This is a genomic window from Arthrobacter sp. B0316-5-4 (assembly GCF_059090325.1).
Map to the genome: position 1 here is coordinate 809,009 of NZ_JBNHFN010000002.1, position 25,988 is coordinate 834,996.

Genomic DNA, 25,988 nt, shown 5'->3' on the forward strand with positions numbered 1-25,988 from the left:
ATGTTACCGCGTTGCTAGCTGCGGATTTGGCCTTCGCCCTGGACGATCCACTTGGTGGTGGTGAGTTCCGTGAGGCCCATGGGTCCGCGCGCGTGCAGCTTCTGGGTGGAGATCCCCACCTCTGCGCCGAGCCCCAGCTCGCCGCCGTCGGTGAAACGCGTGGAGGCATTGACGATCACAGCGGCCGAATCGATGTCCGCGATGAACTTTTCCGCATTGGCCAGGTTGTTGGTAAGGATCGCTTCGGTGTGCCCGGTGGTCCACTTGCGGATGTGGTTCACGGCGTCGTCCAGGTTGTCCACCATGGCCACGGCGAGATCCAGGTCCATGTATTCAGTGGCCCAGTCCTCGTCATCGGCGGGAACAGTCTCCACACCAGAGCCCAATGCGGCCGCAATCCTGTCATCCACGTGAAGCGTCACGCCTGCGGCACGGAGTGCCTTCGCCACCGCAGGAAGCACAGTGGAACCGGAGTGCACCAGGAGCGTCTCAACGGTGTTGCAGACACTGGGCCGCTGCGTCTTTGCGTTGAGCAGGATGTCCACTGCCATCTCTTCACCGGCGGACTCGTCGATGAAGATGTGGACGTTCCCCTCGCCAGTCTCAATGACGGGCACTGACGAGTTGGCCACCACGGTCTGGATAAGTTCGCGTCCGCCACGGGGAATGAGGACATCCACGCGCCCGCGGGCGCGCATCAGGACGTTGGCACCTTCACGGCCGAACTGGTCGACGCTTTGTACCGCGTCCGCAGGGAGGCCCACAGAGTCCAGGGCTTCGCGCAGGATCTGCACCAACGCACCGTTGGTGTTCGCGGCAGCCGACCCACCGCGAAGAATCACGGCGTTGCCACTCTTGAGGGCAAGGCCCGCGATGTCCACGGTGACGTTGGGACGGGCTTCGTAAATGGCGGCTACAACACCCATGGGCACGTTGACCTGACGCAACCGCAGCCCGTTGGGAAGGGTTTGCCCACGGACCACGTTGCCCACAGGATCGGGTAGCCCGGCAAGGTTCTCCAAGGCCGCCACCAGGCCGTCAATACGGGCGGGCGTGAGGGTCAGCCTGTCCAAAAGCGCCGCGGAGGTACCGTTGGCCCGACCTACGGCCACATCTTTGGCGTTGGCTTCCAGCACATGCTTCCGGTTTTCCACCAGGGCTGCGCCGATGGCGCGCAAGGCGCGGTCCTTCCAGGCGCGGTTCGCCTGGCCCATGCGGCGGGCAGCCTTACGGGACCGGTCAGCAATTGCGTGAACTGCGGCCTGGACATCCTCGGCGGACAATGGGGCGCCGCCTGCCACAGGGTTCTCCGGCGTCTGGCCGGCAGCACCGGAAACGTCGGAGATCACAGGGGCGTCGGGGGTCAGCGCTTCAGTCATGCTCCAAGTTTAGATGAGCGCGGCGCCCGCAGGAGCACCAGATCGTCAACATGAACAACTTCGCGGTCATAACCGCGGCCCATGGCTTGGCCGAGCTCCTGCGTGGTGCGTCCCAGCATCCGTGGCAGTTCCTCCGAGGAGTAGTTCACCAGGCCGCGGGCCACCACGGTTCCGTCATGCCCAACCATCTCGACGGGATCGCCGGCTTCGAAGTCGCCACTGATATCCGATATGCCCGCGGGCAGCAGTGACCTGTGCCGGTCGCGCACGGCTTTCACTGCGCCGTCGTCGAGCATCAAGCGGCCGTGAACGGTCGCAAGGTGAGCCAGCCACAACAGGCGAACGGGCTTGCGGTTTCCGTTCACCGCGAACCACGTCCCCACGTCCTCGCCGGCCAAGGCGGCTGCGGCGTTGGCGGTAGAGGTCACCAGCGCATGAATTCCGGAGCCGGCGGCGATGGAGGCAGCCTCCACCTTGGTCATCATTCCGCCGGTTCCCACCCCGGCTTTGCCGGCCTTGCCGATGGTGACGTCTTCAAGGTCCTGGGGACCGCGGACCAACGGAATCCGCTGCGCACCCTGGGAGGGCGGACCGTCGTAGAGGGCGTCGACGTCGGACAGCAGCACGAGCGCGTCGGCGCGAACCAGGTGTGCCACCAAGGCAGCCAGCCGGTCGTTGTCGCCGAAGCGGATTTCATGGGTAGCAACGGTGTCGTTTTCGTTGACGACCGGTACCACGCCGAGGTTCAGCAGCCGATCCAAAGCACGGAAGGCATTGGTGTGCTGCGTGCGGCGCATGAGGTCATCGGCCGTCAACAGGACCTGGCTGACAGTGATCCCATGCGCGCTGAAAGCCTGCGTGTAGCGGGCCATCAGGAGTCCTTGCCCGACGCTGGCTGCTGCCTGCTGCGTGGCAAGGTCCTTCGGGCGTTTGGCAAGACCCAACGGAGCCAGGCCAGCGGCGATGGCACCAGAGGAGACCAGGATGATTTCGGTACCCGCATTGCGCTGCTGGGCCAGGGCGTCGACAAGCCCTGCGAGGGACTTCTCGGAAATACCGCCCTTGATGCTCGTCAATGACGAGGATCCCACTTTAACGACAATCCGCTTGGCGGTAGCCAGGGCCTGGCGTTCGAGTCCCTCGGCGGAATTCGGTGCGTCGACGGTCCTAGTCGTCATCACCGGCGTCCAGGTTGCTTTCCTTGACGGCCTGGGCACGCCGACCGCTGACGGATTCGGTCCAGATGCCTGCCTTGCGCTCCGCTTCGAGCTCGGCACGCGCCGCAGCCTTGGCTTCGCGGCGCTCGATCTGTTCGTCACGCTTCTGTGAACGCGTGGGCCGGTCCCCGATGTCGGCAACGCGGATGTCGGTACCGCGCGGAGTTGCCAGGAGTTCGGCGCCGGCCATCATGGTCGGCTCCCAGTCGAAGACAACGCCGTCCTCTTCACCGATGACTACGGTGTCGCCCGGCTTGGCGCCAACCTTGAACAGCTCGGTTTCGACGCCGAGCTTCGCCAGGCGGTCTGCAAGGTAGCCAATGGCTTCCTCGTTGGTGAAGTCTGTCTGCTTGACCCAGCGCACGGGCTTCTCGCCAAGGACGCGGAACAGCGGTTCCAGGTTCTTTTCTTCACGGCGGATCTTGAAGCCGGACTCGTTGACAGCGCGCGGGCGCAGGACTGGCGGGGCCACCTTGGGGGGCGCAGTGGCAACCGCGTCCCGCGCGGCCTTGACGATCTCCGCCATGGCGAAGCCCAGTTGGCGCAAGCCTTCATGGCTCGTTGCCGATACTTCGAAGACGCGGTATCCGCGGGCTTCCAGGTCCGGGCGAACGAACTCGGCCATGTCCTTGCCGTCCGGAAGGTCCACCTTGTTAAGGACAACCAGCTTGGGGCGCTCGTTCAACGGAACCACCTCGCCGTCTACACCGGCATAGCTCATGTCGACGGCGTACTTATCGAGTTCGGCCTCAATGATCGCCAGGTCCGACAAAGGGTCCCGATCGGATTCCAGGGTTCCACAGTCAAGGACATGCACCAGCGCGGCGCAGCGCTCGACGTGGCGGAGGAAGTTGTGCCCGAGGCCCTTGCCGTCGCTTGCTCCCTCGATCAGGCCGGGAACATCGGCAATGGTGAAGCGGACCTCGCCGGCCTGGACCACGCCAAGGTTGGGGATGAGGGTAGTGAAGGGGTAGTCGGCGATCTTGGGCCGGGCAGCGGACATGGCTGCGATGAGGCTGGACTTGCCTGCCGAAGGGAAGCCAACCAGGGCGATGTCGGCAATGGACTTCAGTTCCAGGACAATATCGCTGGATTCGCCTTCGATGCCCAGGAGGGCGAAGCCGGGGGCCCGGCGCTTCTGTGACGACAGTGAGGCGTTGCCGAGGCCACCTTGGCCGCCAGCGGCAGCGATGTACTCGGTACCTTCGCCCACCAGGTCAGCCAGGACTTCGCCGTCCTTGTTCTTGACCACGGTGCCATCGGGTACCGGAAGGATCAGGGTTTCGCCGTTCTTGCCACCGCGCCAGTCACCCATGCCCGGACCACCATTGGTGGCGTGGCGGTGGGGAGCGTGGTGGTAGTCGAGCAGGGTGGTGGTTTGGGCGGACACCCGAAGGATGACGTCGCCACCATTGCCACCGTTGCCGCCGTCGGGACCGCCGAGCGGCTTGAACTTCTCCCGCTTAACAGAGACACAGCCGTGGCCGCCGGTTCCGCCGGATACGTGCAGGACTACCCGGTCTACAAAGCTCGCCACGTGGATCTCCTCAGTTGCTGTTGTACAGCGTTGTTGCAAAACCAGTGCGCCCAGCGCCCCAGTCGATTGTAATGCGGTTAAAAGAACGGTGGAGCGGGCCGTTTGGCCCGCTCCACCGGTTCAGAACTAGTTGTTACTCTGCAGCTGCAGCAGCAACGATGTTCACTACGCGACGGCCGCGGCGAGTACCAAACTCAACCGCACCGGCCTGGAGAGCGAACAGGGTGTCGTCGCCACCGCGGCCGACGCCTGCACCCGGGTGGAAGTGGGTTCCGCGCTGGCGAACGATGATCTCGCCTGCGGAAACTACCTGACCACCGAAGCGCTTGACGCCCAGGTACTGAGCGTTGGAGTCACGACCGTTGCGAGTGGAACTCGCGCCTTTTTTGTGTGCCATGTGAAATGCCTGCCTCTAAATTTCTGGGGAAACTGAAAAACCTGAACAGCGTGTAACGAAAGTTACGCGATGCTGGTGATCTTGATCTTGGTCAGTTCCTGACGGTGACCCTGACGCTTCCGGTAGCCGGTCTTGTTCTTGAACTTCTGGATGACGATCTTCGGACCACGGAGGTCTTCCAGGATCTCAGCCGTAACCTTGACGTTGGCCAGTTCCGCAGCTGCGGAGGTGACCTTCTCGCCGTCAACCAGGAGCAAGGCGGGCAGCTCAAGCGTGCTACCGGCTCCACCGGGGACGCGGTTAAGCGTTACGTAGTCTCCAACGGAAACTTTTTCTTGGCGGCCGCCTGCGCGGACAATCGCGTACACCACTTGGGTACTCACTTCTCTCGACGTTTATAACTAAATTTGCGTGCGGAACCTGGACCGGAATCAGGCTTGGTTCGCGCTGTGCCTCAACGCCGTGGACTTCTGATCGAAGTCCGCGAGTCATCCCATGAACAATTCCAAGGGGCATAACCCAAGTGTTGGCGTAAGCACCGAAGATCAAGATTACGCTAGTTTGACCTTCAGCTGCAAATGAGGCCGGGTCCGGAGGCTACCACGTGACTCGCGTCACCAGTTGTAACGGACTCTCCCGGCACCGTGCCCATACAGCCTACAGGGTTTGGGCGCGATTAACGTGATTTGCCCTCCGACGCGCGGTAAACCTCCAAAATTCCGCGCCAGGATGCCGCGCCGGAAAGATCACGAGAACAGCCGCGGCGCGTCGAAGAAGGCGGTTTCATAGCGGCAGGACTGGGCGAAGGCCTCCACCATGGCCACGCGCTCTGTCGGTGATGCCGCGAGGGCCGCCGCGTCCGTGAGCTTGATCGCAGTCCGGGTTGCCTCAGCAAAGTCTTCGTCGGCATAGGTCTTCAACCAGTCCGCGTAGGCGTGGTCCGCGGGGGACCCTGCCTCCACGTAGGAGCCATGGAGCTGCTGGCCCACTTCCGCGTACAACCAGTAGCAAGGCAGGATCGCCGCGAGGACCACCGCGTAGCTGCCCGATGCCGAACAGGCCAGCAAGTGGTCCACGTAGGACTTGGTCACGGGTCCAGTCGTCGCGGACACGTCGCGGGTGCTTAGCCAGTTCCTGTGCAATTCCGACTCGACTTCCAGGCATTGCCGGGACCCCTTGGCCCAAAACAACTGTTCGTCCTCGGTAGGAGCAAGGGCGCTGGCACGGGCCAGGACCCGGGAGTAACCATTGAGGTAGATCGCGTCCTGTGCCAGGTAATAGCCGAAAGCGGCTTCCGACAGGCTGCCCGTTTGAAGGCCATCGATGAAGCCAAGCCCATGGATCGCGTCAAGTTCCGCGCGGGCCTGCTCCCACAAAGTTGCGGCGAAGTCGCCGGGCCTCAGGACCTGCTGGTGGTGGAAGTGATGGACCGGCCCGCTTCCGTGGCCAACGTCCAACGTCCCGGAACGCCTCAAAGCCTCAAGCAACCAGGGCTTCACTTCCCGCAGCGAAGCTTCCCAGTCCCCCGTCATGACCTGCACCGTTGCCAGGGCCGAGGACAGCGAACACCCTGTGCCGTGGCTGTTTCGGGTATCGATGCGGGGCCCTGCTATCTCCACCACGTCCTGCCGCAATAACCCGCTCGTGTTCACCAAAGCGTCGGGACATCCGGACCCTGCCAAATGGCCGCCCTTCACCAGGACCGTGTTCCCGTACTCAGCGGCCAACCGCTTACCCTGGTCCAGCGCCGAAGCCCAATCCGGCGCCTCGGGCTCGCCCAACAGCACTGCAAGCTCGGGCAGGTTGGGCGTCAGGAGGTCTGCCAACGGCAGGAGCGAACGCAACGCCTTCTCAGCCGACTCCCGCAGGAGCCTGTCGCCACTGGTTGCCACCATCACCGGGTCCAGGACCACGACGGCGGGACGTACCTTTTCGAGCCAGCTGCGGACTTCGTCGATGACGGCCGCGTCACCGAGCATGCCGATTTTGACGGCGTCGATCTCGATGTCGTTGCTGATGGCGTCCAGCTGTTGGCGCAGGAATTCAACGGGGGGCACGTGGACGGCGCTGACCCCAACGGTGTTCTGGGCGGTGAGGGCGGTGATGGCAGCCATGCCGTAACCACCGTGGGCCGCGATGCTCTTCAAGTCCGCCTGGATCCCGGCACCACCGGAGGGGTCCGAGCCGGCAATGCTCAACACCCGCGGGGTTTGCCTGCCGGAAGCCACCAGCGGGTAGACAGGGGAATACGGTGCAGTCATGTGGACATCCCTTCGCCGGTGCTAACCGGACAGGTTCAACGGGTTTGGATCTCAGCCCGGCCCAACGCCCGGCACCCCGTGTCAGTCCCCCAGCCTAGCCGGGAAGCAGCCCCGCCCGGGAACCGCACTGCGCTGAGGCCCGGATATGACCCGCCTAAGGTCTGGCGTCCCGAGGAGCGGCCTGGGACCTCCTGGACATGCAAAGACCCCGTAGCGACTGCCGGGGCAGTTGCTACGGGGTCTTGTACAGCTTTATGAACCGGTCAGAGCTCGGAAGCCGGTACGCCGACTCCCAGGATGATGGGCTCGTCTGCGGGCGCCTTTTTGGCTGGTTCAGCAGGGGCTTTCGCCTCGTGTGCCGAACCCTGGGGCGTCGAAGCAGTCACTTCGTGGTGCTCAACGCTTGTTTGGTTAGCTGCACCCTGGGCCCTGCTGGCGCTGCGGTTACGGCGGACTCGACGGCTCCGAGTCGCCGAAGCGGCTTCCGGATCCTGTTCGACGGCCTGTTCCGGCGCTGCCGCCTTCGGGGCAGCAGCAGGTTCGCGGACAGCCGTTACTGCCGCCTCCTGCTCCGGCGCCGCTCCGAGATGGGAGAACGCCTCGGCCAGCAGATCCAAGCTCATGGCCGGCTTGGCAGCCTGGGGTTCTTCCTGGTGCTCAACGAACGGCAAGGCGACTTCTTCGCCACCGAAACGCAGGACCGGGGTGGAGCGTGCTTCCCGAACCGCCGCGTCGTGGGCCGCTGATTCTTCGTCGTCGCTGTGAACGGCGGGTTCGGCGGCGGCCGACTGATGCGTTGAGCGGGCCAGTTCCTCTGCACGGTGAAGCTCGTCGTCGTGCAGGTGGGCGGCGTGTGCTGCGGCCGCGATCGTTGCCAACGCAGCCCTGGTGGCCTCGGCCTTTGCCTGGCGCGCAGGGTCCTGCGGTTCGGTGTGCGTCGACGTGGCGGCGGGTACGGATGGTGCAACCTGAACCGGTGCGGGGGCTTCAGGAACAGCCTGTCCCCCACCCTTGCCACGGCGACGCTTTCGTTCCGTTCGGGCGGCCGGTTGCTGCTGCTGCTGCGTCTCCGTGTGCGGGCGGTGGTGCTCGGCGGCCACCACGTTGGCGCGGCGGTGCTCCACCGGCTCGTCGTGGGTCACGACGCCACGTCCTGCGCAGTGCTCGCACTGTTCGCCAAAGACCTCGAGGAGGCCGGTGCCCATGCGCTTACGCGTCATCTGGACCAAGCCCAGGGACGTGACCTCGGCGACCTGGTGCTTAGTGCGGTCGCGGCCAAGGCATTCAACCATGCGGCGCAGGACAAGATCACGGTTGGATTCCAGGACCATGTCGATGAAGTCGATGACAATGATGCCGCCGATATCGCGCAGGCGCAGCTGGCGAACTACTTCCTCGGCAGCTTCGAGGTTGTTCTTGGTGACGGTCTCTTCAAGGTTTCCGCCGCTGCCGGTGAACTTACCGGTGTTGACGTCCACCACGGTCATGGCTTCGGTGCGGTCAATGACCAATGAACCACCGGAGGGCAGGAAGACCTTGCGTTCCAGGGCCTTGTGGATCTGCTCGTCGATGCGCCAGGCAGCGAAAATGTCCTGGTCCTTGGTCCACTTTTCGAGGCGTCCCACCAGGTCGGGGGCTACGTAGGTTACGTAAGCCTCAATGGTGTCCCATGCGTCGTCGCCCGAGACGATCAGCTTGGAGAAGTCTTCGTTGAAGACGTCGCGCACTACCTTGATGGTCAGGTCAGGTTCGCCGTACAGCAGTTCCGGCGCCAGCACCTTGGTTGAGGAGGCCTGCCCCTCAATGCCCTCCCACTGCGCGCGCAGGCGGTTGATGTCGTGCGTCAGCTCTTCTTCCGAGGCGCCCTCGGCCGCGGTGCGGACAATGACACCGGCGTTTTCCGGCAGGCGGTCCTTGAGGATGCGCTTGAGGCGGTTGCGTTCGACGTCGGGCAACTTCCGGGAGATGCCGGTCATGGAGCCGCCCGGCACGTACACAAGGTAGCGGCCCGGCAGCGAAATCTGGCTGGTCAGGCGGGCACCCTTGTGACCCACGGGATCCTTGGTGACCTGTACCAGGACGGAGTCGCCGGACTTCAGGGCGTTCTCGATCCGGCGCGGCTGGCCTTCAAGGTTGACAGCATCCCAGTTGACTTCACCGGCGTACAGCACGGCGTTCCGGCCACGGCCAATGTCCACGAACGCGGCTTCCATGGAGGGCAGCACGTTCTGGACCTTGCCCAGGTACACGTTGCCGATCAGGGAATCCTGCTGTGTCTTGGACACGAAATGCTCGGCCAGGACGCCGTCTTCAAGGACGCCGATCTGGATTCTGTCGTCGCGCTGGCGGACGATCATTTGGCGGTCTACCGACTCGCGGCGCGCAAGGAACTCGGCTTCAGTGATGACCTGGCGGCGGCGGCCGGTTTCGCGGGATTCCCTGCGGCGCTGCTTCTTGGCTTCAAGCCGCGTGGAGCCCTTGACGCTGGTGACGCGGTTCGATGGAGCGGTTTCCGTAATGGGCCGGGGTGCGCGGACGCGTGTCACCGTGTTGGGCGGGTCGTCATCCGTACCGCCGGTCAGTTCGAGATCCTGGTCACCGCGGCGACGGCGACGGCGACGACGCGACGTGACGCCTTCTTCGAGGGCCTCCGCTGCGGGGGCTTCTTCGTCCTCGGACTCGCTGGAATCCTCGGTTTCGTTCTCTTCGCGTTCGGTTCCACGCCTGCCGCGGCGGCCACGGCTCCGGCGACGACGGTGGCTGCCGGCGTCATCGAGCTCGGCGTCCGCGGTGGTCTCAGCTTCTTCTTCGGATTCCTCGGCCTTCTCTTCCACGGCCGCAACGCGCGGGACGGTGGTGAGGTCCGGGGCCTGGAAAATCATGGACGTGATGGAAACGGGTTCAAGGAACAGGGACGTGGACGCCGCCGGGGTTTCCTCCTCAGCGGGGGCCTCCTCCACAGCAGGAACCGGAGCCTCCTCAGCCGGGGTGGCAGCGGTGATCTCAGCGACAGGTTCCCCGGGCTGGGAGCCGGCATCCGGCGTCGTGGTTTCTTCAGCGGCAGGCGCCTCTACTGCTTCTGCCTTCGGCTTTGCCGTACGACGACGGCGGACCGGCTTTTCCGGCGCGGGTTCGGCGGCAGCTTCTGGCTGGCTCTCACCTGCTGCGGCCTCGGGGGCGCCAGCGGTTTCCTCGCCCAAGCCCGGCAGCGGCTCGGCGGGTTCAACCTTCTTGCGGGACCGGGTCCTGCGCACCGGCGCGGCGGCCGCTTCCGGGGTTTCGGTCCCTTCAACAGAGACGGGCACTTCGCTGCTGGTCGATTCAACCGCAGGAGTTTCCTTGGGCGCGGCCTTGCGGCGGGTCCGGGTGGTCTTCTTCGGCGCTTCCGCTGTTTCCGCGGGAGCTGCCTCGTCATTAACGGCTACAACCTGGTCTTTATCCATATGTGGCAACACTCCTGCCCCAGCGACACCGCCACATCCGGCGCCCAGTGGGGCAAATATTGTCAAAACCCGCGGGCGTTGACAGAAGTCGGTAGTTTGCCTTCCGGTTCGCACCATCATTGGGGTGCGGCAGCCCTGGAAAGCCGGCGGCCCTGTCCTGAAACCCGTTGTTCTGCTGCCACAACCAGGTGCCGTCCATTGTCATGGCGGGCCTACCGAGGATCATGGGATCCGGGGCATGCCCAGCTCATACTGGCGGTCTTGGGAACAAGTCACCGGACCGGACTCCGAATGTGGATCGGAAACCGGCCATGTTCATTCTCTCACACCCCCGCACCTTCGCGGGGTAAGCGGCTGTGTCGCCGAACTCCCGCAACAGGCTGGGCGCCTTGCCCAGCCTGCGGCGCTACAATCCTCCCAAGAGCCCTTCCCGGCCCGCCGGGCAACATATCGAAAAGGATCAGATCCGCGATGCCGAGCACCGCCAGGGAAAACCTGGCCAAGAACGCCTCCACCCCGGTGGAAGAACAGTCCACCATGCGCGCCGCACTGCCCAGGACCGTGCGGGACAAGCCCTTTGCGTGGCTCCTGCTGATCACCGGCGTTATTGGCTGGTTGGCCTCCGGGGCGTTGGTCCTGGAAAAGCTTGAAGTTCTGAAGGACCCCAACCATGTCACCGTCTGCGATGTAAATCCTTGGATTTCCTGCGGCAAGGTCATGGAAACTCCCCAGAGTTCGGTGTTTGGCTTCCCCAACATGTTCATCGGGATTGTCGCGTTCGCCGTCATTATCACCACCGCCATGGGGCTCCTGGCCGGTGCAAAGTTCTCCCGCTGGTACTGGTTGGGCCTGCAGGCCGGGGTGACCCTGGGTTTCGCGTTCGTCGTGTGGCTGTGGTCGCAGGCCCTCTACGTCATCAACGTCCTGTGCCCGTTCTGCATGGTGGTCTGGGCCGTTATGATTCCCTTGTTCGTCTGGGTGACGATCCGGAACATCTCCACCGGGGTCATCAAAGCACCGCCGGCACTGGCCAAACTGCTGGGTGATTCCGGCTGGATCATCGTGGCGCTGCTGTATGTGGCCGTCGCCGCCACCATCTTCTTCGCGTTCCTCCACGTGTTCGCCGGGACGTCCGGCTACTAGGAAGCACGCGCAAACTCCCGCGAGATGACAGAAAAGGCCGATGTTCGACTCGAACATCGGCCTTTTCTGTCATCTCGGTGGGGCGTTTTTAGCCTTCGAACCAGATCTTGATCTCGCGCTCTGCGGAGTCAACGGAATCCGAACCGTGGACCAGGTTCTGCTGGACGGCCAGGCCCCAGTCGCGGCCGAAGTCGCCACGGATGGTGCCCGGTGCCGCAGTGGTGGGGTCCGTTGTTCCAGCCAACGACCGGAAGCCTTCGATCACGCGGTGGCCTTCGAAGACCGCCGCGATGACCGGTCCGCTCAGCATGAACTCGACCAAGGGCTCATAGAACGGCTTGCCCACGTGTTCCTCGTAGTGCTGTTCCAGCAGCTCGCGGGTCGCGTTGACCTTCTTCAGCTCGGCCAGGGTGTAGCCCTTGGCTTCGATCCGGGCGAGGATGGTTCCGCCCAGGTTGCGGGCGACGCCGTCGGGCTTGACCAGGACGAGGGTCCGTTCAATGCTCACAGTTGCTCCAATGTGGTTGGTTGGTCGGTGGTTTTCCCAGCCAGTTTACGGGGTTTGGGTGCCTGCTTCGTCACCGTGGGCCGCGTCCCATTCCGCCTGCTCACGGTCCCGTAGCGCCACTTCGCGGTCAATGCGCATGCCAGCCCTGATCCCGTACCACCAGCAGATGGCAAACAGGATGCCGACAATGAACATGGTGGGTTCAGCGAAGCCCGTCAGGATCAGGACCAGTTGCAATGCCCAGCCGACGGCGATGCCCCAGGGTCTGGACAGCACTGCGCATGCCAGGACCAACACGACGCTCAACGCGATGCCTACGCCCAGGATGATGCCGGGGTCCACTTCACCCCGCTTCAGCCCAAAGACAGCCAGGGTACCGAAGAACGCCACGAAGGCCTCCAGCAGGAGCACCGTGGATGCGAACATCACTTTGGTGGACCGACGCTTCTTGGGCATTCCCGGGCGCCATTCGCGCTGGGCCTTCGTCATCTTGGCCATGCTCAGGCACCGGCCTTTCCAAGCAGGATGCGGGCCTCTGCAACTACCGTGATCGATCCGGTCACCAGGACGCCACCGGCGAGGTCGTCGTTGGATTCGGCACGCTCCACAGCCCATTCGAGGGCGTCGTCGAGCTTCTCCGCGATATGTACGTTGTCCTCACCAAAACCGAAGTCGACGGCGAGTTCGGCCAGTTCCGCTGCGGGAACGGCACGTGCCGAGTTGGACTGGGTGAAGCAGAATTCCTCGGCGAGCCCGCCAAGGGACTCTTTGAGGGTTTTCAGGATCTCCTCGGCGTCCTTCTCCCGCAGGACGCCGACCACCACTACCAACTTGCTGAAACTGAAGGCTTCCTGGATCGCCTCGGCAGAGACACGAATTCCTTCCGGATTGTGGGCGGCGTCCACCACCACAGTGGGGGCAGTCCGCACCACTTCAAGGCGGCCGGGCGAAGTCACCGTGCCGAAGGCTTCCTTCAGCACCTCGGCGTCGAGCTCCTTCTCTCCCCCGCCAAAGAATGCCTCCAAGGCAGCCACGGCCACAGCGGCGTTCTCTGCCTGGTGGGCGCCGTGCAACGGCAGCAGCAGGTCTTCATAGCGTCCAGCGAGGCCCTGGATCGTCAGGACCTGGCCGCCGACGGCGACACTACGGGATTCCACACCGAACTCAACACCCTCGAAACGGAACGGAACGTCCACTTCTCGGGCCTTCTCCAGGAGGACCTGGGCAGCGTCAACGGGCTGGGCAGCGCTCACCAGGAAGCCACCCGGCTTGATGATGCCCGCCTTTTCGTAGGCGATGTCCTCCGTGGTGTCGCCCAGCAGGTCCGTGTGGTCAAGCGAAATCGGAGTGATCACCGAAACCTGTCCGTCGCCTACGTTGGTGGCATCGGTGATACCGCCCAGGCCAACTTCCATCACGGCAACATCAACAGGCTGGTCGGCGAACACCGCGAAGCCCAGGATGGTCAGGCACTCAAAGTAGGTCAGGCGCGGCTGGTTGTCGGCAACAAGCTCGCTGTCCACGATTTCCAGGTAGGGGCGGATCTCGTCCCAGATACGCACGAACGTCGCATCCGGCACCGGCTCGCCGTCAATGCTGATGCGCTCAGTCACCTTGGACAGGTGCGGGCTGGTGTACCGGCCAGTGCTCAGCCCGTGGGCCCGCAGCCCGGCTTCGATCATGCGGGCCGTCGAGGTTTTTCCGTTGGTGCCCGTGATGTGGATGATCGGGTAAGCCTTGTTGGGCTCGCCCAGCACGTCCATGGCACGGAACAGCGGCGCAAGGCGTGGTTCCATCTTGTTTTCCGGCGCCCGGCCAAGGAGTTCCGCGTAGACGCTTTCCACCGAAAATTCGTCAGTCATGATCAGGCCCCTGCCTTTGCTACGGTGACCTGCGGCTCGTCCACGCTGGCCAGCAGGACTTCGAGTTCCAACGTGAGAGTCTCGGTCTTGACCAGCTCGGCGTTGGCTTCCAGGGCGTCAACAACGTCCTGCGCGGCCTGCACGGAGGTGTGGATGCGGTCGCTGACATTCAGTCCAGCGTCCTTGCGTGCCTGCTGGATGGCCCGGACCATGTCGCGGGCCAATCCCTCGGCGGCGAGTTCCGGAGTTACCTCGGTGTTGAGGACCACGAAACCGCCACCGGGCAGAACGGCAGCAGCGGCAGCACCGCCGTCGGCGGATTGGGCCACCACGGTTTCCAGGGTGTACTCATGGGGCTCAAGCTCAAGGCCTCCAGCCACCACCACTCCATCGTTCACGGACCAGTCGCCGGACTTGGAGCCCTTGATGGCCTGCTGGACGTTCTTGCCCAGACGCGGGCCGGCGGCACGGGCGTTGACCACGAGCTTCTGTTCGATGCCGAACTCTTCCGGCGAAGCAGAGGCAGCACCCATGAGGCGCACGGAGCGCAGGTTCAGTTCATCCGCGACGACGCCGGCAAAGCCTTCCAGCGCATCCGCGCCTGGCGCCACCACAGTCAGTTCCTGCAACGGCAGGCGGACGCGAAGGTTCGCGGCTTTGCGCAGGCTCGAACCCGTGGAACAGATCTGCTGGACACGGTCCATGGCTTCGACCAGTTCCGGGTTGGACGGGAACAGCGCAGCGTCGGGCCAGTCAGCCAGGTGCACCGAGCGTCCGCCTGTCAGTCCGCGCCAGATCTCCTCGGAGACAAGCGGAAGCAAGGAGGCGGAGACGCGGCAGATCGCCTCTAGGGCCGTGAACAGCGCGTCGAAGGCATCAACGTTCTCGTCGAAGAAGCGCTGGCGGCTGCGCCGGACGTACCAGTTGGTGAGCATGTCCAGGTAGCTGCGGAGCTCGTCGCAGGCACCTGAGATGTCATAGCTGTCCAGGCTTGCCGTGACGTTGCGCACCAGGTCCCCCGTGTTGGCCATGAGGTACTGGTCCAGCGTGTCGGAGTAGCCGTCGTAGCGCAGCTTCGCGTCGTAACCCGCACCGCCGTTGGCGGCATTGGTGTAGAGCGTGAAGAAGCTGTAAACGTTCCACAGCGGCAGGATGACCTGGCGCACGCCGTCACGGATGCCCTGCTCGGTGACGATCAGGTTGCCACCGCGGAGGATAGGGCTCGACATCAGGAACCAGCGCATCGCGTCGGAACCGTCGCGGTCCAGGACCTCGGACACGTCCGGGTAGTTGCGCAGGCTCTTGGACATCTTTTGCCCATCGGAACCCAACACGATGCCGTGGCTGATGACGTTGCGGAACGCCGGCCGGTCAAACAAAGCCGTTGACAGGATGTGGAGCATGTAGAACCAGCCACGGGTCTGGCCGATGTACTCCACGATGAAGTCTGCGGGGTTATGGGTGTCGAACCATTCCTCGTTCTGGAACGGGTAGTGGACCTGCCCGTAAGGCATCGAGCCGGAGTCGAACCACACGTCCAGCACATCCTCGACGCGGCGCATGGTGGACTTGCCCGTGGGGTCGTCCGGGTTGGGCCGGGTCAGTTCATCGATGAACGGGCGGTGCAGGTCCACCTGTCCTTCGTTGTTGACCGGGAGCCGGCCAAAGTCCGCCTCAAGGTCGGCCAATGAGCCATAGACGTCAGTGCGGGGGTACTCGGGATCATCCGACTGCCACACGGGGATGGGCGAACCCCAGTACCGGTTGCGGCTGATGGACCAGTCACGCGCGTTCTCCAGCCACTTGCCGAACTGGCCGTCCTTGACGTTGCCCGGGATCCAGTTGATCTCCTGGTTCAACTCGGACATGCGGTCCTTGAACTTGGTGACTTCCACGTACCAGGAGGACACGGCGCGGTAGATCAGCGGGTTCCGGCAGCGCCAGCAGTGTGGGTAGCTGTGCTGGTAGCTGGCTTGCCGGACCAAGCGGCCGTCGGCCCGGAGGACCTGGGTGATCGGCTTGTTCGCATCGAAGACCTGGAGGCCGACGATGTCGGCCAGCCTGCCGTGGGCGAACAGCGGCAGGAATTTGGCACCTTCATCGACGGACAGGACCACGGGGATCCCGGCGTCCTCACATACCTTCTGGTCATCTTCACCGTAGGCCGGTGCCTGGTGGACGATGCCGGTACCGTCCGTGGTGGTGACGTAGTCCGCCACGAGGACCCGCCAGGCGTTTTGCGTGCCGTACTTTTCCGTGTCTGCGAAGTCATTCCACAGCGGTTCGTACTCGAGTCCTGCCAGCTCGGAGCCTGAGTAAGTGGACACGACGGCGGCAGTGGCGGCAGCAGCGTCGTCGTACCCCAGATCCTTGGCGTAGGACCCCACAAGATCAGCGGCGAGGAGGAAACTGCCGGATACCGGCGCCTCGGCGGAAGCAGCCTTCACGCCGTTGGGTCCAGCTGGCAAGACAGCGTAGGAGATGTCAGGCCCGACGGCGAGCGCTGCGTTGGTGGGCAGCGTCCAGGGCGTCGTGGTCCAGGCAAGCGCCTGTACGCCTTCGAGGTCCTTGGAAAGCGCGGAGCCGTTGGCCTTGATGGGGAACGTGACCGTGACTGTTTGGTCCTGGCGGTTCTTGTAGACGTCGTCGTCCATGCGAAGCTCATGGTTGGACAGCGGTGTCTCGTCTTTCCAGCAGTACGGAAGGACGCGGTAGCCGTTGTAGGTCAGGCCCTTCTCGTGCAGCTGCTTGAAAGCCCAGAGGACCGACTCCATGTATTCGACGTTGAGGGTCTTGTAGTCGTTCTCGAAGTCCACCCAGCGGGCCTGGCGGGTGACGTAGGCCTTCCACTCGTTGGCGTACTTCATGACGGAGGCACGGCAGGCGTCGTTGAACTTGTCGATGCCCATGGCTTCGATTTGGGTTTTGTCCGTCATGCCCAGCTGCTTCATGGCTTCAAGCTCTGCGGGGAGGCCGTGGGTGTCCCAGCCGAAGCGGCGTTCCACGCGCTTGCCGCGCTGTGTCTGGTAGCGGCCTACGAGGTCCTTGGCATAGCCCGTGAGCAGGTGGCCGTAGTGGGGCAGGCCGTTGGCGAAGGGAGGGCCGTCGTAAAAGACGAACTCGTTGCTGCCATCCTTACCGGCATCCCGCTGGTCGATGCTGGCCTGGAAGGTGCCGTCTTCGTCCCAGTATTTGAGGATGCGCTCTTCGATCTCCGGGAACTTCACGGAAGCGGACACGCCGTGCGTGCCGGAAGAAGACGCTGAGGCCTTGGGGTAGTGGGTCATCTCATATCCTGTGATAGCTGGTTGACTGTCAGGATGCGAGGACGGCTCCTGTGCCGCTTGTCAGCGACACGGGTACCGCGGTACCACCTCACTTACCGGAACACGGGGCTCCGGCCTCTCATTACTGCTGTGACGGGCTTACCCGTCCGGTTCTACTGGGCAGTGGCCGCCGTGTGGGCGGCCTGTGCTGTTCTTCCGGAAGCTCACCGGTGATGGCCGGGTCAAAGCTTGTCCTCCAAGTCTAGCGGCAGCCGGGGTCCTTGCTCTACTTGGCAGTTCCTCGCCCTGGTGGGCGGCCGCGCGCCGCGCGTGAATAGACTCGGACCCATGACGCATCCCGCTGCTGCCGTTCCGGATACCCGCCCCGCTCGACGACGACGGCCTTCCCTTGCGTGGTCTGTGCTGGCATTGCTCCTGGTGCTTCCCGTAGCGGGACTGTCCATCTTCCGGGCTGTTCCCGTTGAGTGGCCTTTGCCGGTAGTCCAGCTGCTGTCCTTCACCCCGTGGATGGTGCCGCCGATGGTGCTGGCATTGCTCCTCGCCGTGCTGGGGCGCCGCCCCTGGGTGATGGTTACCACCACGGTCCTGCTTGCCGCACAGTTGTTCTGGCTTTTTCCCTTTGACGCGGGCAAGGCGGAGCCTTTGTCGGCGGGGACACCTGCGGCCCAGCTCAAGGTCATGAGCCTGAACTCCGAGTACGGCGAGGCGGACGCTGCCACGATCGTGTCGTTGGTCCGCGACAATGGCGTCCAGCTGTTGGCGGTCCAGGAGTTCACGCAAGGACTGGAGGACCGCCTGCGTTCCGAGGGCCTGGAGACCTTACTGCCCCAGCACCTCAGCAAACCCAATGACGACGCCTCGGGCGGAGCGGTGTATTCCGTGTTTCCTTTGGAGGCCGAGGGACAACTGCCTGACACTCCGTTCACCATGGACGTCACGCGCGTCCTCGTGGCCGATCCCGCGTCGGGTTCCAAGGCCACTTTGCACGTGACCAATGTGCACACCCTTCCACCCGTGGATGAGCGCATAGCCCAATGGCGCAGCGACCTTGGGAAGATCGCGCGCCAGGCCGCCCGGCCCGGCAACCAGCTGCTCATGGGTGATTACAACTCAACCTATGACCATTCGGAGTTCCGGGCCGTGCTGGACTCCGGACCGAACGGACGCAAATTCGTCGATGCAGGGATCGCCGCCGGTGCCCGGTTCTCCCCTACCTGGCCCATGGAAGGTCCGCCGCTGCCGGGGATCGTCCTCGACCATATGGTGACGACGCCCCGGATCAGCAGCAGCAACTACTCGGTCAGCCAGGTTCCCGGCAGCGACCACGCAGCCATCATGGCCACGCTCAGCGTCCCTGCCGGCTAGGCCTGCTTCCGGACCAGTTTGTGGTTGGCGGCCTGCGCGACCGGGCGGACCACAATCTGGTCGAGGTTGATGTGGTGCGGCAGGGAGACGGCGTACTTGACGACGTCGGCCACGTCTGCGGCGGTCAGGGGCTTCTCGACACCCTCGTAGACCTTGGCGGCCGCGTCCTTGTCGCCCAAACGGTTGAGGGCGAATTCCTCCGTGTGCACAAGTCCTGGAGCTACCTCTATGACCCGGACGTTGTTGCCAACCTCTTCCAGGCGGAGGGCATTGGTCATGGCGTGCTGGGCAAACTTTGCTGCGTTGTAGCCCGCCCCGCCTTCGTAGGCGGACAGTCCGGCTGTCGAGGTCAGGTTGAGGACGGTGCCTTCGCCGTTATCCCGAAGCATCGGCAGGAACGCCCGCGTGATTTTCATGGTGCCCAGGACGTTGACCTGGTACATCCAGTCCCAGTCTTCAGTGTCGGCGTTCGCGATGATGTCGGCGCCACGTGCACCACCGGCGATGTTGATGAGGGTGTCCGCACCTCCGGCTTCGGTGACGGCCGCGAGCAAGGCCGCAACGTCGTCGTCGACCGTGATGTCAGCCGGGAACGGCACTGCCCCGGTTTCGGCGCCCAAGGCACCAAGCCGGTCGGCCCTGCGCGCCACCGCGAAGACTTTCCAGCCGGTGGAAGCCAAAGCCCTCACGGTGGCCTCGCCAATGCCGGTGCTCGCCCCCGTAACGACGGCGGTTTTGTTCTGGACTGCGGGGGTCTGGTGTGCTGCCAAAGTCATGGCACCACCCTATCGGGCGTGCGGGGGCACCGGGCGGCGGGCTGTAACGCCAGGCCATGAAACAATTGGTCCATGGCTGAATCAACGCAGGGTACAGACACGCCCGCCACCGCCCCCATCAACGTTCCCGACAAGCCGGCCCTTGAAGGCCTCGAGGCTGCCCTGACGCAGCGCTGGCTGAGCGAGGGAACCTACAAGTTCAACCCGGACACCACCCGGGAGCAGGTCTACTCGATCGACACTCCCCCGCCGACGGCATCAGGCTCGCTCCACGTGGGCCACATGTTCTCCTTCACCCAGACCGACGTCCAGGCCCGCTACATGCGCATGACGGGCAAGAACGTCTTCTACCCCATGGGCTGGGACGACAACGGCCTGCCAACCGAGCGCCGTGTACAGAACTACTATGGTGTGCGCTGCGATCCGGCCGTCCCCTACAAGGCTGACTACACGCCGCCTGCTCAGCCGGCCAAGAACCAGCGCGATTTCGACGTCGTTTCGCGCCAGAACTTCATCGAACTGTGCGAGGAACTCGCCGTCGAGGACGAAAAAGTCTTCGAGAACCTGTTCCAGACCCTGGGCCTGTCCGTGGACTGGGACCTGACCTACCGCACCATCGACGACACCTCCCGCGCGGTGTCGCAGCGCGCCTTCCTTGCGAACCTGTCCGCCGGTGACGCTTACATGGCCGAGGCACCGACGCTGTGGGACGTTACCTTCCGCACCGCTGTGGCACAGGCTGAGCTTGAGGACCGCGAAGTTGCCGGCGCCTACTACCGCTACCCGTTCTTCACCGAAGACGGCGAAAAGATCTTCATCGAGACCACCCGCCCGGAATTGCTTGCTGCCTGCGCAGCTTTGGTGGCCAACCCCGACGACGAGCGCTACCAGCCGCTGTTCGGCAAGACAGTAAAGTCTCCCCTCTTCGACGTGGAGCTTGAAGTCAAGGCCCACCCGCTCGCCAAGGCGGACAAGGGTTCGGGCATAGCCATGGTCTGCACGTTCGGCGACTTGACCGACGTCACCTGGTGGCGTGAACTCCAGCTCCCCACGCGGGCCATCATGGGCCGCGACGGCAGGATCATCGCCGACACTCCGGAGTGGATCACTACCGACGCCGGCAAGGAAGCCTACGCAGCCATTGCCGGCAAGACCGCTTTCTCCGCCAAGGAAGCCGTGGTGGAACTGCTCAAGGCCGCCGATCTGCTCGATGGCGAACCCAAGAAGATCACCCACCCGGTGAACTTCTTCGAGAAGGGCGACAAGCCCCTCGAAGTGGTGACGTCCCGTCAGTGGTACATCCGCAACGGTGGCCGCGACGAGGAACGCCGGGAACGGCTGATCGGCCGTGGCCAGGAGATCACCTTCCACCCGGCCTTCATGCGCTCCCGCTACGAAAACTGGATCGCAGGCCTGAACGGCGACTGGCTGGTATCCCGCCAGCGTTTCTTCGGCGTGCCCATTCCCGTCTGGTACCCACTGGACGCCCAGGGCAACCCGGGCTACGACAACCCCATCCTGCCGTCTGACGACATGCTGCCGGTGGACCCCGCCGCTGACGCTGCCCCCGGCTTCGAAGAATCGCAGCGCGACCAGGCCAACGGCTTTACCGGTGACGCCGACGTCCTGGACACCTGGGCCACCTCCTCCCTCACCCCGCAGATTGTGGGCGGTTGGAGCCGGGACGAGGACCTGTTCTCCAAGGTCTACCCCTTCGACCTCCGTCCCCAGGGCCACGACATCATCCGCACCTGGCTGTTCTCCTCGGCCGTCCGTGCCGATGCCTTGCAGAAGAGCGCCCCCTGGAAGCACGCAGCCATTTCCGGCTGGATCCTGGACCCGGACCGCAAGAAGATGTCCAAGTCCAAGGGCAACGTTGTGGTGCCCACGGATGTGCTCAACGAGTACGGCTCCGACGCTGTCCGTTATTGGGCTGCATCGGCCAAGCTGGGCGCCGACACCGCGTACGAGATCGCCCAGATGAAGATCGGCCGTCGCCTGGCCATCAAGTTGCTCAACGCCTCGAAGTTCGTGTTGAACCTCGGCGCCACGGAAAATTCGGTGGTCACCTCCGACCTTTCCGTGCTGACCAACCCGCTGGACCGCGCGCTGCTCGCCCAACTCTCCGACGTCGTTGCCCAGTCAACCAAGGCGTTCGAGAATTACGACTACGCCCGCGCGCTCCAGATCACGGAATCGTTCTTCTGGCAGTTCACGGACGACTACGTGGAGCTCATCAAGGACCGCGCCTATGGTGCGGCCGGGGAAGCCGAGCAGGCATCCGTGCTGGCAGCTTTGGCAACCACCCTGGACGCACTCCTGCGCTTGTTCGCACCCTTCCTGCCCTTCGCCACCGAAGAGGTCTGGGGTTGGTGGCGCACCGGATCGGTGCACCGTGCACAGTGGCCCGCCGCCGTAGAAATCACCGACGGCGACACCACCATGCTCAGCACCGTGGGCGTTGCCCTCAGCGGCATCCGCAAAGCCAAGTCCGAGGCCAAGGTCAAGCAGCGGACCGAAGTGCTCTCTGCCACCATCAGCGCTCCTGAGGTACTGGTAGCCCAGTTGAAGGCCGGCCTCGGCGACCTGAAGGCGGCTGCCAATGCCAAGGAAATCACGCTGCAGTCCGGCGAAGGCGACCTGGCCGTCAGTGATGTTGTCCTGGCACCCGTGGAGGACGCTACAGCGTCCTAGCAGCCAGGATCCGCACTAGCGGGATCGTGCCCGTTTTTGGGCAAAGGGGAAGCCCCATCAGCGTTTTGCCGTTGGTGGGGCTTCGACTTTTCGGCTGCTTGGTGACGGCTTGGCAGTCTGGCGGAATCCTTGGAATTTCAGGTCTTCCTACCACGTCACTGGTAGCTTGCTTCCAACTTCGCCAAAGGCTGCGTTGGTTGCATATCACTGAATCTTTGGTTTCCGTGTCCCTCTTCTTTCGAAGTGGGTAAGAACCATTGTTGTCCCGCTGCGGGCGATGCACAAGGCCTCCGGCAGAACTACAGAACTGTAGTTCGTCGAAGGCTCTTTGCTCCCTTTTTCCTGCGGTTTCACCCTGTCATATGGCAGAGTATGACCATGCCGGAACTCCCCGAAGTGCACGGGCTGTGCATGTACCTGGACACCCAACTCCATGGCGCCGTGCTAACCGAGGTCCGCATCAACTCGTTCTCGGCGCTTAAGACAGCCGACCCGCCCTACAGCGCCCTCGAAGGCAGGACCGTTCAAGGCGTCCGCCGCATCGGGAAGTTCGTGTGCATCGACGTCGAAGGCCTGTTCTTCGTGTTCCACCTGGCGAAGGCCGGCTGGGTGCGTTACACCGAGCACCCATCATCTGCCGGACTGCGCATGGGGAAAAGCAACATCGCGGCGCGACTGCTGCTTCACCGGCCTTCCGACGACGCGCACATCGGCTTGGACCTGACCGAAGCCGGAACCAAGAAGAGCCTGGCTATCTACGTGGTCAAGGATCCCCATGACGTACCCGGTATCGCTACCCTGGGGCCCGAGCCGCTCAGCCCGGACTTCGACGTTGACGCTTTCGCGGCCATCCTCGCGTCCAGTTCGCAACAGATCAAAGGGCTGCTCCGCAGCCAGGGCGTCATTGCCGGAATCGGGAACGCCTACAGCGACGAAATCCTCCACGCCGCCAAGATCTCTCCCTTCGCAAGCGCGAAGTCACTGGACCAGGCAACCGTGGCGCGACTCTACGCCGCCATGCAGGAAGTCCTGGTAGGTGCCGTCAACGCCGCGGCCGGCAAGCCATCCAGTGAACTCAAAGACACCAAGCGGAGCAATTTCCGCGTGCACGCAAGGACAGGACAACCGTGCCCGGTCTGTGGGGATACAGTCAGGGAGGTGTCCTTCGCGGACACCTCCCTGCAGTACTGCGCTACGTGCCAGACAAACGGCAAGATCCTCGCCGATCGGCGGACTTCACGGTTCCTGAAGTAGCTGGATTATTTCCGGCTAGTTGAATTCGGGGCTTTCGGAGCGGCTGCGCTTCAGCTCGAAGAAGTGTGGGTAGTCAGCCAAGGTGACCGTGGCGTCCCACAACTTACCGGCCACTTCGCCGCGCGGGATCCGGGTAAGGACCGGGCCGAAGAAAGCTGTTCCGTTGAACGCGACCACCGGGGTTCCCACGTCCTGGCCGACCAGGGAAATTCCGGCCTCGTGGCTTTCGCGGAGCTTGGCGTCGTACTCGTCCGAGCCTGCGAAGCGTGCCAGGTCTGCCGGCAGCCCTACCTCGGCCAAGGCCTTCTGGATGACCGAGGCGCGGTCCTTGTTGCCCTCATGGTGGATCTGCTCCCCCATGGCGTCATAGAGGGGCTTGACGTAGCTGTCGCCGTGGAGTTCCTGGGCGGCGATGATGACGCGGACAGGTCCCCAGCTGTCATCCATCATGGTCCGGTACTCATCAGGAAGGTCACGGCCTTCGTTGAGGACCGAGAGGCTCATGACATGCCATTCAGTCTCAATTCCACGAACCTGCTCCACTTCCCCGATCCAGCGTGACGTGATCCACGCGAACGGGCAGACGGGGTCGAACCAGAAATCAGCTTTGTTGGCAGTCTGTTCGGGCACAGGGAACTCCTCGGAAAGGTGGGAAGGTGGTTGGCTGGCGACTCCGGCGGAGCCTTGCCTTATTTACGCTAACAGGCGCCTAGGCCGACTTATTCCTGCGCTTGGCCACGACATCGTGGGCAATCATGGTGGGCTGCGCCTTCTTGAGTACGACGTCGGAGGTGATGACTACTGTGGCGATGTCGTCCCTGCTGGGAAGATCGAACATTACTGGCAGCAGCACTTCTTCCATGATCGCCCGGAGTCCGCGGGCACCAGTGCCGCGCTCCAGCGCCTGGTCGGCAATGGCATCCAGGGCATCGTTGTCGAATTGAAGGTCCACACCGTCAAGCTGGAACATCTTCTGATACTGCTTCACTAGGGCGTTCTTTGGGGTGGACAGAATCTGGATCAAGGCGGGCCGGTCAAGGCTGGAAACGGTGGTGATGACCGGGAGCCGACCAATAAATTCGGGAATCAATCCGAACTTGAGCAGATCCTCGGGCATGACTTCGCCATATGTGTCTACGTTGTCCCGGGCCTCGTTCAGCGGAGCTCCGAAGCCGATGCCCTTGCGCCCGGACCGGGAACCAATGATGTCTTCCAATCCGGCAAACGCACCGGCCACGATGAAGAGCACGTTGGTGGTGTCGATCTGGATGAATTCCTGGTGGGGGTGCTTCCGGCCGCCCTGCGGCGGAACCGAGGCCACTGTGCCCTCGAGGATCTTCAGGAGCGCCTGCTGGACACCCTCTCCGGAGACATCCCTGGTGATCGAGGGGTTCTCGCTCTTGCGGGAAATCTTGTCGATCTCGTCGATGTAGATGATGCCCTGTTCGGCCTTCTTGACGTCATAGTCGGCGGCCTGGATGAGCTTCAGCAGGATGTTCTCAACGTCCTCGCCCACGTAGCCCGCCTCCGTCAAGGCCGTGGCATCGGCAACAGCAAACGGGACGTTGAGCCGCCGGGCCAGCGTCTGGGCCAAGTAGGTCTTTCCGCAGCCGGTGGGACCAATCAGCAGGATGTTGGACTTGGCAATTTCCACATCCTCGTGGTGCGAGCCCTCGCCCAGGCTTCCGGTCTTGGGTGCGTGCCCTGCCTGGATGCGCTTGTAATGGTTGTACACGGCAACGGCCAACGACCTCTTCGCCGGTTCCTGGCCAATGACATATTCCTGCAGGAAGTCGAAGATCTCGCGGGGCTTAGGAAGTTCGAAGCTTCCGAGGTCGGAAACCTCCGCAAGTTCCTCTTCGATGATTTCATTGCACAGCTCGATGCACTCGTCGCAGATGTACACACCGGGCCCGGCAATCAGCTTCCGCACCTGCTTTTGGCTCTTTCCGCAGAAAGAACACTTCAGCAGATCCGTGCTCTCGCCAATCCGAGCCATGTGGGAATCCCTTCGTTGCATGCGGGTGATGCGGCGCCGCGCCGTACTCAAGTGTGCGGCCAAGCCGCGGTTGGCACCACCGTGACAAGATCCACTCTAGGTCACAATGGGCTGCTTGGGTGGAAACAGAACGCCGGTGCGGTCCATATTTCGTGAACCGCACCGGCGTCCAATTCCGGTTACTACCGGGCGATTGCCTGGGGCTTGATCTTCCGGGAGTCAAGAACCTGGTCGATCAGACCATAGTTCATGGCTTCGGCGGCCGTCAGGATCTTGTCACGCTCAATGTCGTTGTTTACCTGCTCGGAGGTCCGGCCCGAGTGGTGGGCCAGCGTGTCCTCAAGCCACGTACGCATGCGCATGACCTCAGCGGCCTGGATTTCAAGGTCAGAAGCCTGACCACCCTGGCCGCCGGAGAGAGCCGGCTGGTGGATCAGTACGCGCGCATTCGGCAGCGCCAAACGCTTCCCCGGCGTACCGGCCGCGAGCAGGACCGCTGCGGCGCTGGCCGCCTGGCCGAGGCAGACCGTCTGGATCTCCGGGCGGATGTACTGCATGGTGTCGTAAATGGCCGTCATGGCGGTGAACGAGCCACCCGGCGAGTTGATGTACAAGGTGATGTCGCGGTCCGGGTCCGTTGACTCAAGGACCAGCAACTGGGCCATGATGTCGTCGGCAGAAGCGTCGTCAACCTGCACACCGAGGAAGATGATGCGGTCCTCGAACAGCTTGGTGTACGGGTCCTGGCGCTTGAAGCCGTAGGGCGTGCGCTCTTCGAACTGGGGCAGGACGTAGCGGCTGGACGGGAGGTTACCGGCAGACCATCCGAAGTTGTAGTTCATGTTCTTTACTCCTGAGTTTCAGTG

At 63.4% G+C, this 25,988-nt stretch carries 19 protein-coding genes and 1 riboswitch; of the genes, 4 read left to right on the forward strand and 15 right to left on the reverse strand.

Going from position 1 to position 25,988, the window contains the following annotated elements:
- Positions 1-14: 14 nt before the first annotated feature.
- From AC5RU9_RS08050 to AC5RU9_RS08080, 7 genes are all read right to left on the reverse strand, one after another.
- Positions 15-1,379 carry a glutamate-5-semialdehyde dehydrogenase gene (locus AC5RU9_RS08050; protein WP_494016008.1) on the reverse strand — a complete coding sequence of 455 codons (1,365 nt, stop codon included), beginning with the start codon at positions 1,377-1,379 and terminating at the stop codon, positions 15-17.
- Positions 1,376-2,557 (reverse strand): glutamate 5-kinase, encoded by a 1,182-nt coding sequence (gene proB / locus AC5RU9_RS08055; RefSeq protein WP_494016009.1) that lies wholly within the window; start codon positions 2,555-2,557, stop codon positions 1,376-1,378. Before proB ends, AC5RU9_RS08050 begins: the two co-directional genes overlap by 4 nt.
- The gene (gene obgE, locus AC5RU9_RS08060) at positions 2,547-4,133 is read right to left on the reverse strand and encodes a GTPase ObgE (RefSeq protein WP_494016010.1); all 1,587 of its coding nucleotides are present in this window, start codon (positions 4,131-4,133) and stop codon (positions 2,547-2,549) included. The genes proB and obgE overlap by 11 nt, the downstream gene beginning before the upstream one ends.
- Before the next feature lie 133 nt (positions 4,134-4,266).
- Entirely contained in the window at positions 4,267-4,530 is a 264-nt protein-coding gene (gene rpmA, locus AC5RU9_RS08065; RefSeq protein WP_003803426.1) for a 50S ribosomal protein L27, read from the reverse strand.
- 62 nt (positions 4,531-4,592) lie between these two features.
- Positions 4,593-4,901: a 50S ribosomal protein L21 gene (gene rplU / locus AC5RU9_RS08070; RefSeq protein ID WP_024816904.1), complete on the reverse strand. Its 309-nt coding sequence runs from the start codon at positions 4,899-4,901 to the stop codon at positions 4,593-4,595.
- A gap of 375 nt (positions 4,902-5,276) precedes the next feature.
- Complete coding sequence (gene thiD, locus AC5RU9_RS08075; protein ID WP_494016011.1) at positions 5,277-6,791, reverse strand: bifunctional hydroxymethylpyrimidine kinase/phosphomethylpyrimidine kinase; 1,515 nt, start codon at positions 6,789-6,791, stop codon at positions 5,277-5,279.
- A riboswitch (TPP riboswitch) is annotated at positions 6,782-6,880 on the reverse strand. It overlaps the preceding gene by 10 nt.
- A 174-nt stretch (positions 6,881-7,054) precedes the next feature.
- Positions 7,055-10,234, reverse strand: coding sequence for an Rne/Rng family ribonuclease (locus AC5RU9_RS08080; RefSeq protein ID WP_494016012.1), 3,180 nt, complete (start codon positions 10,232-10,234; stop codon positions 7,055-7,057).
- Positions 10,235-10,705: 471 nt separating this feature from the next.
- Between AC5RU9_RS08080 and AC5RU9_RS08085 the strand changes: the two genes are divergently transcribed.
- Positions 10,706-11,377, forward strand: a complete 672-nt coding sequence (locus AC5RU9_RS08085; RefSeq protein WP_494016013.1) for a vitamin K epoxide reductase family protein — start codon at positions 10,706-10,708, stop codon at positions 11,375-11,377.
- Between the two features lie 88 nt (positions 11,378-11,465).
- Here the strand turns inward: AC5RU9_RS08085 and ndk are convergent, their stop codons facing one another.
- Genes ndk through ileS form a run of 4 tightly spaced genes read right to left on the reverse strand, consistent with a single transcriptional unit; the run spans position 11,466 to position 17,034 of the window.
- Entirely contained in the window at positions 11,466-11,885 is a 420-nt protein-coding gene (gene ndk / locus AC5RU9_RS08090) for a nucleoside-diphosphate kinase (RefSeq protein ID WP_062069281.1), read from the reverse strand.
- Positions 11,886-11,930: 45 nt separating this feature from the next.
- Positions 11,931-12,383: a DUF4233 domain-containing protein gene (locus AC5RU9_RS08095; RefSeq protein WP_494016014.1), complete on the reverse strand. Its 453-nt coding sequence runs from the start codon at positions 12,381-12,383 to the stop codon at positions 11,931-11,933.
- A gap of 2 nt (positions 12,384-12,385) precedes the next feature.
- On the reverse strand, positions 12,386-13,747 hold the full coding sequence (locus tag AC5RU9_RS08100; RefSeq protein ID WP_494016015.1) for a bifunctional folylpolyglutamate synthase/dihydrofolate synthase: 1,362 nt from the start codon (positions 13,745-13,747) through the stop codon (positions 12,386-12,388).
- Between the two features lie 2 nt (positions 13,748-13,749).
- Positions 13,750-17,034 carry an isoleucine--tRNA ligase gene (gene ileS / locus AC5RU9_RS08105; RefSeq protein ID WP_494016016.1) on the reverse strand — a complete coding sequence of 1,095 codons (3,285 nt, stop codon included), beginning with the start codon at positions 17,032-17,034 and terminating at the stop codon, positions 13,750-13,752.
- A 327-nt stretch (positions 17,035-17,361) separates the two neighbouring features.
- Here ileS and AC5RU9_RS08110 point away from each other — a divergent pair, with 327 nt between their 5' ends.
- Positions 17,362-18,399, forward strand: a complete 1,038-nt coding sequence (locus tag AC5RU9_RS08110) for an endonuclease/exonuclease/phosphatase family protein (protein WP_494016017.1) — start codon at positions 17,362-17,364, stop codon at positions 18,397-18,399.
- On the opposite strand, the gene AC5RU9_RS08115 is transcribed toward AC5RU9_RS08110, so the two are convergent.
- Positions 18,396-19,175 carry an SDR family oxidoreductase gene (locus tag AC5RU9_RS08115; protein ID WP_494016018.1) on the reverse strand — a complete coding sequence of 260 codons (780 nt, stop codon included), beginning with the start codon at positions 19,173-19,175 and terminating at the stop codon, positions 18,396-18,398. The two genes, AC5RU9_RS08110 and AC5RU9_RS08115, sit on opposite strands and share 4 nt — an antisense overlap.
- A 72-nt stretch (positions 19,176-19,247) precedes the next feature.
- On the opposite strand from AC5RU9_RS08115, the gene valS reads away from it, so the two are divergent.
- Together valS and AC5RU9_RS08125 are read left to right on the forward strand one after the other, a co-directional pair.
- Complete coding sequence (gene valS / locus AC5RU9_RS08120; protein ID WP_494016019.1) at positions 19,248-21,869, forward strand: valine--tRNA ligase; 2,622 nt, start codon at positions 19,248-19,250, stop codon at positions 21,867-21,869.
- Positions 21,870-22,247: 378 nt separating this feature from the next.
- Positions 22,248-23,123: an Fpg/Nei family DNA glycosylase gene (locus AC5RU9_RS08125; RefSeq protein WP_494016020.1), complete on the forward strand. Its 876-nt coding sequence runs from the start codon at positions 22,248-22,250 to the stop codon at positions 23,121-23,123.
- A gap of 15 nt (positions 23,124-23,138) precedes the next feature.
- Here the strand turns inward: AC5RU9_RS08125 and AC5RU9_RS08130 are convergent, their stop codons facing one another.
- From AC5RU9_RS08130 to AC5RU9_RS08140, 3 genes are all read right to left on the reverse strand, one after another.
- On the reverse strand, positions 23,139-23,753 hold the full coding sequence (locus AC5RU9_RS08130; RefSeq protein ID WP_494016021.1) for a mycothiol-dependent nitroreductase Rv2466c family protein: 615 nt from the start codon (positions 23,751-23,753) through the stop codon (positions 23,139-23,141).
- A gap of 79 nt (positions 23,754-23,832) precedes the next feature.
- The gene (gene clpX / locus AC5RU9_RS08135) at positions 23,833-25,122 is read right to left on the reverse strand and encodes an ATP-dependent Clp protease ATP-binding subunit ClpX (protein WP_211712213.1); all 1,290 of its coding nucleotides are present in this window, start codon (positions 25,120-25,122) and stop codon (positions 23,833-23,835) included.
- Between the two features lie 182 nt (positions 25,123-25,304).
- A complete protein-coding gene (locus tag AC5RU9_RS08140; RefSeq protein ID WP_018777832.1) occupies positions 25,305-25,964 on the reverse strand; it encodes an ATP-dependent Clp protease proteolytic subunit in 660 nt (219 codons plus the stop codon).
- Between the last annotated feature and the right edge of the window lie 24 nt (positions 25,965-25,988).